This window comes from Bradyrhizobium sp. ORS 278 (genome assembly GCF_000026145.1).
Classification (GTDB): domain Bacteria; phylum Pseudomonadota; class Alphaproteobacteria; order Rhizobiales; family Xanthobacteraceae; genus Bradyrhizobium.
The window spans coordinates 1497454-1511292 of the sequence record NC_009445.1; the positions used below are offsets into that span (position 1 = coordinate 1497454).

The following is a 13839-nucleotide window of genomic DNA, read 5'->3' on the forward strand; positions in this document are numbered from 1 at the left end:
ACTTCCAGCAGTTCCACTTCGCGAGCCCAGCTGACGTCATGCCTCACTACGATCTGATCATTCGCGGCGGTCGCGTGCTCGACCCGGAAACCCGCTTCGACGCAACCGCGGACGTCGCCATCAAGACTGGCGCGATCGCGGCCGTTGGCGAAATCGCCGGGGCCGCGGACAAGGTGATCGATGCGAACGGCCTCGCCGTCGTGCCCGGCTTCATCGACCTGCATGCCCATGGCCAGTCGCTGCCGGCCGACCGCATGCAGGCGTTCGACGGCGTCACCACGACGCTCGAGCTCGAGATCGGCGTGATGCCGGTGGCGCGCTGGTATGATGAGCAGGAAGCGATCGGCCGCACGCTCAACTATGGCGCCGCGGCCGGCTGGGTGTTCGCGCGCATCGCGACGATGACGACGCAGCAGACCGCTTCGACGATCGCCGGCATGGGCGAGGCGACGCGCGACAAGCGCTGGGTCGAGGAGGTCGCGACGGCAGCCGAGACGGCTGAGATCGTCGAGCGCACGCGGCAGGGGCTGGAGCAGGGCGGCCTCGGCATCGCCTTTCCCAACGCCTATGCGCCGGGCACCGGCATCAAGGAGCTGTCGGAGCTGTGCAGCCTGGCCGCCCGGCACGACGTGCCGACCTATACGCATATCGCCTACATGTCGAATGTCGATCCGCGCAGCTCGGTCGATGCCTATACGCGGCTGATCGGGCTCGCCGGCTCGACCGGCGCCCACATGCACATCTGCCATTTCAACAGCACCAGCCTGCAGGACGTCGAGCGCTGCGCCGAGCTGGTGCAGACCGCGCAGAGGCAGGGGTTGAAGGTCACGACCGAAGCCTATCCCTACGGCACCGGCTCCACCGTCGTCGGCGCCGGTTTCTTCGCCGATCCCGCCTTCTGCCAGCGCATGGGCACCGGGTATGACGCGATCGAGATGGTCGCCGAGCGGCATCGGCTCGGCAGCCGCGACGAGCTCTTGAAGCGCCAGCAGGACGATCCCGGCGCGCTGGTGCTGATTCATTTCCTCGACGTCGCGGCCAACCAGCGCCACCGCGACCTGCTCGACGTGTCCGTGCTGTTTCCGGGCGGCGCGATCGCCTCCGACGCGATGCCGTGGATTCTCGCGAACGGCACCGACTACACCGGTGATGCGTGGCCACTGCCGGATGATGCCGTGTCGCATCCGCGCTCGTCGGCGACTTTCACGAAATTCCTGCGCGAATGGGTGATCGAGCGCAGGACGGTGTCGCTGCTGGATGGGCTCGCCAAATGCACGCTGATCCCGGCGCAAATTCTCGAGCCGTCGACACCGGCGCTGCGCCGCAAGGGGCGGCTGCAGGCGGGATGCGATGCCGACATTGCCGTGCTCGATCTCGCCAGCCTGCGTGACCGCGCCGACTTCCTCAACATGAACCGGCCGTCAGAGGGCGTGCGTCATCTGCTCGTCAATGGCCAGGCTGTGATCACCAACGGTGCGCTGATCCGTGACGCCAGGCCGGGTCGGGCGGTGCGCCGGCCCGTTTTGTCATGATCGTCCCGGTCCTGCTGGTCGCAGGCGCGCTCGGCGCCGGCAAGACGACGCTGCTCAATCATCTGCTCGCTTATCCCGACGGGCGGCGCATCGCCGCCGTCGTCAATGATTTTGGCGCGGTCGATATCGATGCGCAGCTGCTCGGCTCGGTGACGGAGGAGGTGATCAGCCTGAAGAACGGCTGCATCTGCTGCTCGCTGCAGGGCGATCTGCTGCGCACACTGTCGTCGGTGATCAAGCGCGACCCCGCGCCGGATGCGATCGCGATCGAGACGTCCGGCATCTCCGATCCGGCCGAGATCATCCGCAACCTGATGGATCCTGTGATCTTCAAGGTCGCGCCGCTGGAGACGGTGGTGACGCTGGTCGATCCGCAGCGGCTGCGCGATGATCCCTCGGTCGCAGACGACGTGCTGTGGCGCTCGCAATTGCGTGCCGCCGACTTCGTGCTGCTGACGAAGTCCGACCTGCTCGATCGCGCCGCGCTCGACGAGGCGCGCGCGCTGGTCGGGCGCGTCAAGCCGGCATCCTCGATCTTCGAGATCGCGCGCGGGGTCGTTGCGCCGGACCTGCTGTTCAGCCGCGACATCAGGGCGCCGCGCACGGCGCCGCGTCAGCTGCCGGTGATGTCCGAGCCGTTCGCGACCATCACCTGGACGTCCAAGGCGCCGCTGTCGCTGGACCGCTTCCAGCAGGTGATCGGCAAGCTCGCGCCGCGCACGCTGCGGATCAAGGGCATCCTGCTGTTCACCGAACATCCGGCGCAGCCGATCCTGTTCCAGTCGGTGGCGACGCGCGGCACCTTGGCGCCGTCGCCGGTGCCGCCGGCCGACGGTCTCACCGCGCAGCTCGTCCTGATCGGGCGCGAGGGAGAGCTCGATGCGGATCAGATCGACGCGCTGCTGCGCGGCGTGATCATCGACTGAGACGAAGCGCGGCTCAGCTCGCCTGCCGCAAGGCGCCGCTCTCGGCGTCGACCCAGGTGCAGCCGCCGCCCCCTGCACGCTTGGCCGCGTAGAGCGCGCTGTCAACCTGGCGCAGCAGATCGTCCACCGCCTCGTCCGTGAGCGCACCATCATTGACGAGCAGGCCGGCGCTGGCGCCGATGATGACGGGGATGTCCGACAGCAGGAACGGCATCGCCAGCGCGCGCACGGCCTCGCGCGCCAGCCGCAAGGCGTCGTCGCGCGCCCGCGCGCCACTCGCCACCGGCTTCAGCAGCATGAACTCGTCGCCGCCGAAACGCGCCGCGAGCCCGTCCGATCCGACGCAGGTCGACAGGCGGTTGGCGACCTGACGCAGTAAGTCGTCTCCCGCATGATGCCCGTGACGGTCATTGACCGGCTTGAAGCCGTCGAGATCGATGGCGACGATGGCGGTGCTGCCGACCGCGCCTTCGAGCGCGGCCAGAAACGCCGCGCGATTCGGCAGTCCGGTGAGGAAATCGTGGTTGGCCTGGCGCGCCAGCGCATGCTTGGCCTCGAGCCGCTCGATGAAGGCGGTGCTGAGATGGCGCGACGCCTCGCGGATCGAGAACCAGAACAGCACCAGCATCGCGGCACCGAGCTGGTAAGGCAATTCCGGGCGCATCAGGCCAGCGACCAGGGTGGGGGCGAACAGCACCGCGGTCGCCATCAGCACCACCCACGGCCGGATCGCCGCGCGCGACACCATACCGACGCAATAGGACATCGACAGGCCGAATCCGATCCAGGCGCCGGGTGCATCGTCGAGCTGAAACGCGCGGAAGGTGAGGGCGCCGAGCGCAAGGCCGAACGCGGTCGCGCCGGCCGCATAGATCTTTTCCCAGAGGATCACGTCTTGATCGGAGAGGCGCGCGGCATGTTGCTTGTAGCGGAGCAGACTCACCACGCGACCCACCGCGTTGATGAAGATCGCGCATGCGATGGCGATGTAGCCGGGATCGCGATGCAGGATCGCGAGCGTCACCGAACCGGTGATAGCTGCGGCATTGATCGACATGACCTGCGGCAGGGACGTATAGAGCAGGTCGACCAACTCGCGCCGGATCGCCGGGTTCGGATGGATGAATTTCGCCAGCTGCCCATGTCCCATGGCCCCACCATGGAACACCTTTCCTAACAGGTGATGGGCAAGGCCCGATCGCGCAGCGGAGCTTCGCGATTAGCTTAAGGCTTCGTCAATTGCTCGGCACGCGGCTGGGATCGTTCGTGGCATAGGCCCGCGTCGTCGTCGACGGCCGCGGCGACAGCGTCGCCGTTGTCGCGATTTTCGGCGTGTCGACCTTCGGTGCTTCCACCTTGGGCGTGTCCGCCTTCACCTCGGCTCTCGCGTCCAGCTTGGGCGGGTCGAGCTTCAACGGCCGCAGCGGCTGGCGTTTGGCCATGGCGTCGAGCACCGCGCGGTTGGACTTGTCGATCCGTTTGGCCGCGGCGACGTCGGCAAACGCGCGGTCGAACTTGCGCATGCGATAGAACACGATGCCGCGGTCGATATAGGCTTCATGATAGCGCGGATCGAGCTGGATCGCCGCGTCGAGATCGGTCAGCGCAGCGGCGAAATCGCCCTTCTGGTACGAGGCCATGCCGCGGTCATGAAGCGCGCGCGCCTCGTTCGAGGCCGTGCTCGCGGGCTGCGTCGCGTCGGATGGGCACGGGGCAGCCGCGCCCTGCGGGCAACCCGGGCGATCCTGCTCGGCCGTGAAGACCGCGTCCACCTTGCTGACCCGCAGCGGCATCGGCTCTGCGCCGCTGCTGCTGACGGCTGCGCCGTTCGAGGCATTGCCGCCAGCCGCATTCGGCGTCGCATCGCCTCCAGCACTCGCCGGCACCTCGCCGACCGTGGTCGGCGCGGCGGATGCGCTCTCGATCGGGTTGACGGGGACCTCGTGCGGCTTGACCTTGTTGGTTGCGACGACGATCGGCTTGAGCGGAGCCACCGACGCCGCCGACATGTGCGTGAACAGCAGATAGCCCGTCAGCGTCACCGCCGAGGCACCGGCCAGCGCCATCACGCCCGATGCAACCTTGTGCACCTTCGCGGCGACGGCGATCTTGGAGTCCTGTCGTTCTTCCTCGCGCGCGGCGCCGAGAAGGCGGTCATAGGCCGTGCGCTGCTCCTTGTCGCCGAGGATGTCGTTGGCGCGGATGATCTGCCGAAACCGCAGCGCGGCGTCCGGATCGCCCGGATTGACGTCGGGATGGCTTTCCTTGACCGCTCTGCGAAAGGCGGCGCGGATGTCCTCAGCGTCATCGTCCGGAAGAGCTCCGAGTAAATCGTAAAGCGTCTTCATGGTCGCACTCGCTGCAGGTTTCCCTCGTCTCCGATCGAAATTCCTACGGCGAATTTACGCTGGAGCACTCGAACTAACTCTTTCCACTGAGCACGGTAGGCGCGTAATTCGGCGGAAAAATGACTGAAAATGGCGAAGTCCGGAGCCATTTCTGCCGAGTCCGGCGCCATTCCGCTCGTCCTTTTGTCGTGGTCGATTCGCTCCTGCGGGGCGTCCGGCTGCTGTCCGCGCCGGTACCCGGAGCCCTTTGCGTCAGAGTGAACGGAAAGTTTAAAGCGCGATTTAACGGTGGCGGGTTGCCGTCGCAGATCTTGTGACGCTGACATGACAAGCGGCGTGTTCCGCCGATGGCCCGTCGCGTGGCGCCGGCTTGCGAAAGCGGCGGACCGGCCGCTATACCGGCCAGATGACCGATTTTCATGGTGTTTTCCCCTATCTGGCCTCTCCGATCGGTACCGAGGGAGCAATCCGCACCGAGGTGCTGGGCAGGCTGTGCGACGACCTGATCCATGCCGGCGTGCATGGGCTGACGCCGCTCGGCTCCACCGGCGAGTTCGCCTATCTCGACCGCAACCAGCGCATGACGGTAGTGGAGACGACGATCGACGCGGCGCAGGGCCGGGTGCCGGTCATCGCCGGCGTCGCCTCGACCGCCATCGCCGACGCGGTGGCCCAGGCCAGGGCCTATGAGAAACGCGGAGCCGACGGCATTCTGGCCGTCCTCGAAGCCTATTTCCCGGTCAGCGACGCCGGCGTGGAGGCCTATTTCCGTGCCATCGCCGATGCTGTCGACGTTCCCGTGGTGATCTACACCAACCCGCAGTTCCAGCGCTCCGACCTGTCGCTGGACGTCATCGCCCGGCTCGCCGAGCATCCGCGGATCAACTACATCAAGGATGCCTCGACCAACACCGGCCGACTGCTGTCGATCATCAATCGCTGCGGCGATGCCATCAAGGTGTTCGCGGCGTCGTCGCACATTCCGGCCGCTGTCATGATGATCGGCGGTCATGGCTGGATGGCGGGACCGGCCTGCATCATTCCGCGTCAGAGCGTGGAGCTGTATAATCTCTGCCAGGCGTCATGCTGGGACGATGCGCTCGTGCTGCAGAAGAAGCTGTGGCGCGTCAATGAGGCGTTTGCCCGCTTCAATCTCGCCGCCTGCATCAAGGCCGGACTGTCGATCCAGGGCTACGACGTCGGCGACCCCGTGCCGCCGCAGGCAGCGCTCACGGCAGAGCAGCGCAAGGTGGTCGCAGAGGTGCTGCAAGGCCTAACGTGAACAAGGCCTAACGTGAATAAGGCCTGGCGTGAAAAAGGCCGTCAAGGCCGGGCTTGACCCAGCCATCCATGCCAGGAGGGACGGGGTTGTGGATGCGCGGGTCAAGCCCGGGCATGACGATGCGGTATGACGCACCGGCACAATCACGGCTTGGCCAGCGCGACGGCGATCCGCTAAACAGCATGCAATTACATTGAACTCACCAAGGATTCCCGAATGAACATTCTTCCCAACAATATGCGGTTCGGTGCAGGGCAGCCGGTCAAGCGGCTGGAGGATCAGCGGCTGCTGACCGGGAAGGGGCAGTTCATCGACGACAAGCCTGAGGATGGCGCGCTGTGGCTCACCGTGCTGCGCTCGCCGCATGCCCATGCCAAAATTCTCTCGATCGACACCGCCGCCGCGCGCGAGATCCCGGGGGTCGAGGCGATCTACACCGGGGCGGACCTCGTCGCGGACGATGTCGGCACCATTCCGACGCTGGCGATCTTCAAGCGCCCCGACGGCAAGCCGATGACGGTGCCGCCACGCCGGCTGCTGGCCCATGATGTCGTCCGCTTCACCGGCGAGGCGGTGGCCGCCGTGGTCGCCACCTCGCGCGCGATCGCGCAGGAGGCCGCGGAAGCGATTGTTGTCGACTACGAGGTGCTGCCGGCGGTGACCGATCCGGTCAAGGCGCTCGAGCCCGGCGCGCCGGTGGTGTGGGCCGAGGCGCCCGACAATATCGTGGCGGCGATGAGCTATGGCGATGCCGCCAAGGTCGAGGAGGCCTTCGCCAGCGCGCCGCACAAGGTGTCGCTCGATATCGTGAGCCAGCGCCTGGTGCCCTCGGCGATGGAGCCGCGCTCGACCATCGCCGAGATCGAGAAGAAGACCGGACGTCTCCTCTTGTACGTGCAGTCGCAGACGCCGGCATCGACCCGCGACGTGCTGGCCGACGCCGTGTTGAAGCGGCCGAAGGACAGCATCCGCGTGCTGGTCGGCGACATCGGCGGCGGTTTCGGCCAGAAGACCAACCTCTATCCCGAGGATGGCATCGTCGCCTATGCCGCGACCAAGCTCGCCAAGAAGATCCGCTGGCGTGCCGAGCGCACCGACGAGTTCGTCGGCGGCACCCATGGCCGCGACCTCACCTCGACCGCGGAGTTCGCGCTGGATGCCAAGGGCAAGGTGCTGGCCTATCGCGTGCGCTCGATCGGCGCCACCGGGGCTTATTCCTCCGGCGCGGCCAACATCATCCCGCTGGTGCTCGGGCCGTTCGTGCAGACCGGCGTCTACGACCTGCCGCTGGTGCATTTCGAGATCAAGACCGTCATGACGCATACGGCGCCGGTCGGCGCCTATCGCGGCGCCGGTCGTCCCGAGGCGGTCTTCATCGTCGAGCGCCTGTTCGACACTGCTGCGCGCCAGATCGGCATCGATCCGCGCACCATCCGGAAAGCCAACTACATCAAGCCGGCGCAACTGCCCTACACCAACGCCGTCGGCCAGGTGTATGATTCCGGCGCCTTCGCCCACATGCTGGAGCGCGCCGCCAAGCTCGCGGACTGGGACGGCTTCAACGCGCGCAAGCGCGAAGCGAAGAAGCGCGGCATGCTCTATGGCCGCGGTCTCACCTCTTACATCGAATGGACCGGCGGCCGCGCCCACACCGAGAAGGTCTCGCTGCACGCGACGTCGGAAGGGCGCGTCATCCTGCATTCCGGCACGATGGCGATGGGGCAGGGGCTGCAGACCACCTACACGCAGATGATCTCCGACACGCTGGGCATCCCGCTCGACAAGATCGACGTCGTGCAGGGCGATACCGATCTGGCCACCGGCTTCGGCAGCGTCGGCTCGCGCTCGCTGTTCGTCGGCGGCACGGCGGTGGCGGTGTCGTCGAACGACCTGATCACCAAGGCCCGGGAAAAGGCGTCGAACCTGCTGGAGACCGCGGTCGAGGACATCGAGTATCGCGACGGTGTGCTGTCGGTGGTCGGTACCGACCGCCGCATCAGCCTGTTCGAGATCGCGCAGAAGGAGCAGGCCGCCAAGCTGTCGGTCGACAGCGAGGGCGAGGTCGACGGTCCGAGCTGGCCGAACGGCACGCACATCTGCGAGGTCGAGATCGATCCGGAGACCGGCATCAGCCGCGTCGTGCGCTATACCACGGTCGACGACGTCGGCGTCGCAGTGAACCCGATGCTGGTGGCCGGCCAGATCCACGGCGGCGTCGCCCAGGGCATCGGCCAGGCGCTGTATGAGAACGTCGCCTACGATGCCGACGGCCAGCTGCTGACCGCGACCTATCAGGACTACTGCATCCCGCGCGCCGACGACGTGCCGCCGATCGCGGTCACGCTCGACGATTCCGCCCCCTGCAAGACCAACCCGCTCGGCGCCAAGGGCTGCGGCGAATCCGGCGCCATCGGCGGCCCGCCCTGCGTCACCAACGGCGTCATGGACGCGCTGTTCGAACTGGGCATCACCAATTTGCAGACCCCGCTGACGCCGGAGAAGGTGTGGGCCGCGATTCGGGATGCGAAGGCGAAGAAGGCGGCGGCGTAGGTCCGCAGAACAGAGGCTCTTTTCAGCCCCCTCTTGGATCCGAGCCCTTACCACAAGCACGCTGCGCCCCCCTCCCCCTTGCGGGGAGGGGGTCGGGGGTGGGGGTCCCAGGGCGCTGATCGTTGTTGAGCGCTCCAATCGATCTCGCCGCGCTCGCGGATTGATCGAGAGCAAACGTTAGACTGCATCAGCCGCGCTGATGATCTAGTTCCTCATAGTCAGCGTCATTCGGGGACCCCCACCCCCGACCCTCCCCGCAAGGGGGAGGGGAGCGCACCGGCATCGGAGCGGCAGTTCGAGTCTAATCTCGACGTTTCTTCACTTGGATATGATAGGGGACAGATCAGCTACGCTGTCGCTGATCGGCAGCTCGAGCCTCACGCTGAAATCACCTGCTCCGCCGTCGAAGCATAAGCGGCCGCCATGGGCTTGTGCGACCTCCACAGCGATCGCAAGCCCAAGCCCCGATCCATGCGAGTCGTCGCCCTTCTCGAACGGCACCAGCAGTCCCGCCTGCGCGTCTGCAGGAATGCCCGGTCCATCATCCCAGACGACGATCGCGACACTCTCCGCTGTCCGCTCCACCTTCACCATCAGCCGCGTCCTCGCCCCATGTGCCAGCGCGTTGTGGATCAGATTGGCGAGTGCCTCGCGCAGGCTGATGGCATCGGCTGCGACGACGACATCGTCGTCGGAGTCCACGAAACTCACGGAGACTTCGCGGTCCAGCGACAGCGGGACGCTCTGCGACAACACCGATTTCGCCAACGCGTTGATGTCGGTCGGCGCGAAGCGCGGCGTCTGTGCTCGGTGCTGGATCATGGCATGATCCAGCAACTGACTGGCGAGGCGGGCGAGGTCCGAGATGCGACCGCGCAACCGATCGAGCGTCTTCGGATCGCTGGTCTGGCCGCTCAGCAACTCCACCTCCGCATCGATCGCGGCCAGCGGCGTCCGCAGCTGATGCGTCGCGTCGGCGATGAAGCGCTGCATCAGCTTAATCCGCTCCGACAGGCGCTGCATGAAGCCGTCGATGGCGCCGACCAATGCGCGGACCTCGCGCGGCGGCGTGATCGCGATCGGGCTGAGATCATCAGGCCGGCGCTTGACGATCTCGGCCTCGATCCGCGTCAGCGGCGCGAACACCAGCCGCAGGCACAGTGCGGTCGCGACCAGCGCCAGCAGACTCATCGCCGCGATCAGGCCGATCGCCTTGGACGCGAGATCCCAGGTCAGCGCGTCGCGCGCGCGCACCGTCTGCGCCAGCACGATCTCGCTCCAGCCCTCGCCCGGTGCGCCGTCGAGGCGCCGTGCGACGGCGGCGATGCGCACCGGCTGGTCGCGGTAGACGCCATCACGCAGCACGACGCCGTCGCGCAGCGCGCTCTTGGGGGCCTGGATCGCGAGATCGTCATAGCCGGCGACGACGACGCCGCGCGGATCGGTGACGCGGTAGAACACGAGATCATAGGCCGACAAGGTTGCGAACGCCGCCGCCGGCGGATCGAGCGTCACCACGCCGCCCTGCATGTAGATGTTCTCCGCGACCTGCACGGCGCCGCCGGCGAGCAGCTTGTCATAGGCATCGCGCGCCGCCGTGGCCGCATATTGCCAGGCGGCGAGACTGAGCACGACCGCGCCGACCGCCAGGATTGCGCCGATCGCGATCAGAAGCCGCGCGCGCAGCGACGTCTTGATCTCACGAAGCGTGGAGCTGATAGCCAAGGCCGCGCTCGGTCTTGATCTCGACGGACGTGGCCGCCAGCTTGCGCCTGAGACGCGCGATGAACTGCTCGACGGCGTTCGGGCTCGGATCCTGGTCGAAGCTGAACAGCTGCTCGACCAGTTCCTCTTTGGCGACGTAGCGCCCGGGGCGTGCAGCGAGGATCTCCAGCACGGTCAGCTCGCGCCGCGTCAGGTCGAGCGGCTGGCCGGCGACGCTCGCGGTCCGGCCGGCGCGGTCGATCACCAGCGGCCCCAATGTCAGCAGATTGTCGGATTGGCCGGCGGCGCGGCGGAGTAGGGCGCGCGCTCGCGCCTCCAGCTCGCGATAGTCGAACGGTTTGATGAGATAGTCGTCGGCACCGAGGTCGAGCGCGCCGATCCGGTCGTCGACCGCCGAGCGCGCCGTCAGCACCAGCACCGGGGTGCGCAGGCCGCGCTTGCGCAAGTGCTTGAGCACGGCAAAGCCGTCCATGTTCGGCAGCATTACGTCGAGCACAATGAGGTCATAGGTCTGCACCTCGATCAGCTCGCTCGCGGTGCGACCGTCCTTCTCCCAGTCGACGGCGTAGCCGATCCGCTCGAACCGGCTGGTCACGGCGGCGCCGATCTCGGGCGTGTCTTCCACCAGCAGGATGCGCAAGGTCGTGGTCTCAGTCCCGGAGTCAGGTTCGCGTCAGTCTCCTCCTCTATCACTTCGCACAAGGGCGCCGAAGTGCACCGGGCGAAATTTCGCACTGCAATATGAGGGGAGGACGCATGACCGTCCATCAGACACCATCCCAGTTCGAGCCGCTGCTCTCCGTCGAGGGCGTGACGCTTCAGTACAAGACGCCGGACACGCTGGTCACGGCGACCTACCGTGTCGATTTCAAGGTGTTCGATTCCGACCGCTTCGTGCTGCTCGGGCCGTCCGGCTGCGGCAAGTCGACGCTGCTGAAGGCGATCGGCGGCTACCTCAAGCCGACCGAGGGCCGCATCCGCCTCAAGGGCCACGAGGTCACCGAGCCCGGCCCGGACCGGATGATGGTGTTCCAGGAGTTCGACCAGCTGCTGCCGTGGAAGACGGTGCGCGAGAACGTCGTGTTCGCGCTGACGGCGAGCGGCCGGCTGAGCGCGGCCGAGGCGCAGGAGCGCGCCAAGTCCTACATCGACAAGGTCGGCCTCACCAAGTTCATCGACTCCTATCCGCACATGCTCTCCGGCGGCATGAAGCAGCGCGTCGCGATCGCCAGGGGCATGGCGATGGAGCCGGACGTGCTGCTGATGGACGAGCCGTTCGCGGCGCTCGACGCGCTGACCCGGCGCAAGATGCAGGACGAGCTGCTGCAGCTCTGGCAGGACACCCGCTTCACCGTGCTGTTCGTGACGCATTCGATCGAGGAGGCGATCAAGATCGGCTCGCGCATCCTCTTGCTGTCGCCGCATCCCGGCCGCGTCCGCGCCGAGCTCAACAGCGTGCCGCCGGGCACGATGGGCTCGCCCGAACAGGTCGCGCTCGAAGGGCGGATCAACGACATGCTGTTCGGCCACCACTGAGGGACGGGAGAGAGATCATGAGCGACACGCTGGCGCTGCGCCCCGAAATCGTCAATGCAGAGACCCCCCTCGGCGACGTCAAGGTCGAGGCGAGCCTGTCCCTGCTGGAACGCATCTATCGCTTCGGTGCTGTCCGCAAGGCCATCATTCTGGTCGCGCTGGCCGCGCTGTGGCAGGCCTATGGAGTGTGGCTCGGCAATCCCCTGTTGTTTCCGACCTTCACCGACACGCTGTCGGCCTTCTTCGAGAACATCGCCAATGGCGTGATCCCGGCGCGCACCCTGGTATCGCTGGAGACGCTGCTGATCGGCTACGGCGTCGGCATCGCGCTCGCCGCCGTGCTGACCACCATCGCGATCGGCTCGCGCATCGGCGCCGATCTGCTGGAGGCGCTGACCTCGATGTTCAACCCGCTGCCGGCGATCGCACTGTTGCCGCTGGCGCTGATCTGGTTCGGCCTCGGCAAGGGCAGCATCATCTTCGTGCTGGTGCATTCGGTGCTGTGGGCGATCGCCCTCAACACCCATTCCGGCTTCCGCGCGGTGTCGAACACCCTGCGCATGGTCGGCCTGAACTACGGCCTGCGCGGGCTGAAGCTGGTGCGCTTCATCCTGATCCCCGCGGCCTTTCCGGCGATCCTCACCGGTCTGAAAGTGGGCTGGGCCTTCGCCTGGCGCACCCTGATCGCGGCCGAGCTGGTGTTCGGCGTGTCCTCCGGGTCCGGCGGCCTCGGCTGGTTCATCTTCGAGAACCGCAACCAGCTGGAGACGGCGAACGTGTTCGCCGGCCTGTTCACCGTGATCATCATCGGCCTCGTGATCGAGAACGTCGTGTTCGCCACCATCGAGCGGAAGACGGTGCGGCGCTGGGGCATGCAGCACTGATGAGCTATAAGCAAAATAACAAGGAGAGGGAGACGAGAATGTCCTGGAGCAAAACACTCGCCGCTGCCGCTATTGGGCTCGCCGCGCTGCTCGGCGCCACGTCAGCGCAGGCCGAGGTCAAGGAGATCAGGCTCTCCAAGGGCTACGGCATCCTCTATCTGCCGCTGATCGTGATGGAGGATCAGAAGCTGATGGAGAAGCAGGCCGAGAAGGCCGGACTCGGTCCGTTCAAGGTCAGCTGGCAGCTGCTCGACGGCGGCAACATCATCAACGACGCGATGATGGCCGGCTCGCTCGACATCGCCGGCACCGGCGCGCCGGGCTTCATCACCTTGTGGGCCAAGGCCAAGGGCATCCCGGCCGTCGAGGTTGTCGGCGTCAGCGGCCTCTCGTCGACCTCGCTATGGATGAACAGCAACAATCCCGAAATCAAGTCGCTGAAGGATTTCAAGCCGAGCGACAAGATCGCGCTGCCGGGCATCAAGACCTCGCTGTCGGCGGTCATCCTGCAGATGATGGCCGCGCATGAGTTCGGCAAGGAGAACTACGCCAAGCTCGATCCGATGACGGTCGGCCTGCCGCATCCGGAAGCGGTGGCGGCGCTGACCTCGGGCAAGACCGAGATCACGGCGCATTTCACCTCGCCGCCGTTCTCCTACATCGAGCTGAAGGACTCCAAGATCCACCGCGTCGCCAATTCCGCCGACGTGCTCGGACGTCTCACCATGGACGTGGTGTTCGCACCGAAGCGCTTCGTCGACGCCAATCCGAAGGTCGTGCAGGCCTTCCTCGACGCGCTCGACGAGGCCTGCACCCTGATCGCCAACGACAAGGCCGCCGCCGCCGAAATCTACGCCCGCACCGCCAAGGTGAAGACCACCAAGGAGGAGGTGTTGGAGATGCTGCAGGACAAGGACACCTGGTTCTCGGCCACGCCCGAGGGCGTGCTCAAGATCGCCGAGTTCATGCACGGCGTCGGCTCGATCAAGGTCAAGCCGGCGAGCTGGCAGGACATGTTCGTCACCCAGCTCCGCGACCGCAAAGGAAGCTGAGCCG

10 protein-coding genes and 1 pseudogene are annotated in these 13839 nt (G+C 66.5%); 7 read left to right on the forward strand and 4 right to left on the reverse strand.

Features of this window, described 5'->3' with window-relative positions:
• Positions 1–26: 26 nt before the first annotated feature.
• Positions 27–1532: pseudogene (locus BRADO_RS06575) on the forward strand (amidohydrolase family protein); the annotation flags it as partial.
• Positions 1529–2458, forward strand: coding sequence for a GTP-binding protein (locus BRADO_RS06580; RefSeq protein WP_011924530.1), 930 nt, complete (start codon positions 1529–1531; stop codon positions 2456–2458). The pseudogene BRADO_RS06575 and the gene BRADO_RS06580, both read left to right, overlap by 4 nt.
• A gap of 13 nt (positions 2459–2471) precedes the next feature.
• On the opposite strand, the gene BRADO_RS06585 is transcribed toward BRADO_RS06580, so the two are convergent.
• Positions 2472–3608, reverse strand: a complete 1137-nt coding sequence (locus BRADO_RS06585) for a GGDEF domain-containing protein (protein WP_041756188.1) — start codon at positions 3606–3608, stop codon at positions 2472–2474.
• Between the two features lie 85 nt (positions 3609–3693).
• On the reverse strand, positions 3694–4806 hold the full coding sequence (locus BRADO_RS06590) for a J domain-containing protein (protein WP_011924532.1): 1113 nt from the start codon (positions 4804–4806) through the stop codon (positions 3694–3696).
• A gap of 406 nt (positions 4807–5212) precedes the next feature.
• Between BRADO_RS06590 and BRADO_RS06595 the strand changes: the two genes are divergently transcribed.
• A complete protein-coding gene (locus BRADO_RS06595) occupies positions 5213–6088 on the forward strand; it encodes a dihydrodipicolinate synthase family protein (protein ID WP_041757356.1) in 876 nt (291 codons plus the stop codon).
• A 216-nt stretch (positions 6089–6304) separates the two neighbouring features.
• On the forward strand, positions 6305–8638 hold the full coding sequence (locus BRADO_RS06600; protein WP_011924534.1) for a xanthine dehydrogenase family protein molybdopterin-binding subunit: 2334 nt from the start codon (positions 6305–6307) through the stop codon (positions 8636–8638).
• 318 nt (positions 8639–8956) lie between these two features.
• On the opposite strand, the gene BRADO_RS06605 is transcribed toward BRADO_RS06600, so the two are convergent.
• Positions 8957–10363 (reverse strand): sensor histidine kinase, encoded by a 1407-nt coding sequence (locus BRADO_RS06605; RefSeq protein WP_011924535.1) that lies wholly within the window; start codon positions 10361–10363, stop codon positions 8957–8959.
• Positions 10338–11003, reverse strand: a complete 666-nt coding sequence (locus tag BRADO_RS06610) for a response regulator transcription factor (RefSeq protein ID WP_011924536.1) — start codon at positions 11001–11003, stop codon at positions 10338–10340. The genes BRADO_RS06605 and BRADO_RS06610 overlap by 26 nt, the downstream gene beginning before the upstream one ends.
• A gap of 116 nt (positions 11004–11119) precedes the next feature.
• On the opposite strand from BRADO_RS06610, the gene BRADO_RS06615 reads away from it, so the two are divergent.
• From BRADO_RS06615 to BRADO_RS06625, 3 genes are read left to right on the forward strand one after another with little or no spacing between them, the layout of a single operon-like run.
• The gene (locus BRADO_RS06615; protein ID WP_041756189.1) at positions 11120–11899 is read left to right on the forward strand and encodes an ABC transporter ATP-binding protein; all 780 of its coding nucleotides are present in this window, start codon (positions 11120–11122) and stop codon (positions 11897–11899) included.
• Between the two features lie 17 nt (positions 11900–11916).
• Positions 11917–12783 carry an ABC transporter permease gene (locus BRADO_RS06620; protein WP_011924538.1) on the forward strand — a complete coding sequence of 289 codons (867 nt, stop codon included), beginning with the start codon at positions 11917–11919 and terminating at the stop codon, positions 12781–12783.
• A gap of 38 nt (positions 12784–12821) precedes the next feature.
• Complete coding sequence (locus BRADO_RS06625) at positions 12822–13835, forward strand: ABC transporter substrate-binding protein (RefSeq protein ID WP_011924539.1); 1014 nt, start codon at positions 12822–12824, stop codon at positions 13833–13835.
• Positions 13836–13839 lie beyond the last annotated feature (4 nt).

Bases quoted from the DNA above. Each gene is read 5' to 3' on its own strand.
- BRADO_RS06580 (WP_011924530.1), top strand. From the start codon at position 1,529: ATGATCGTCCCGGTCCTGCTGGTCGCAGGCGCGCTCGGCGCCGGCAAG.
- BRADO_RS06585 (WP_041756188.1), bottom strand. From the start codon at position 3,608: ATGGGACATGGGCAGCTGGCGAAATTCATCCATCCGAACCCGGCGATC.
- BRADO_RS06590 (WP_011924532.1), bottom strand. From the start codon at position 4,806: ATGAAGACGCTTTACGATTTACTCGGAGCTCTTCCGGACGATGACGCT.
- BRADO_RS06595 (WP_041757356.1), top strand. From the start codon at position 5,213: ATGACCGATTTTCATGGTGTTTTCCCCTATCTGGCCTCTCCGATCGGT.
- BRADO_RS06600 (WP_011924534.1), top strand. From the start codon at position 6,305: ATGAACATTCTTCCCAACAATATGCGGTTCGGTGCAGGGCAGCCGGTC.
- BRADO_RS06615 (WP_041756189.1), top strand. From the start codon at position 11,120: ATGACCGTCCATCAGACACCATCCCAGTTCGAGCCGCTGCTCTCCGTC.
- BRADO_RS06620 (WP_011924538.1), top strand. From the start codon at position 11,917: ATGAGCGACACGCTGGCGCTGCGCCCCGAAATCGTCAATGCAGAGACC.
- BRADO_RS06625 (WP_011924539.1), top strand. From the start codon at position 12,822: ATGTCCTGGAGCAAAACACTCGCCGCTGCCGCTATTGGGCTCGCCGCG.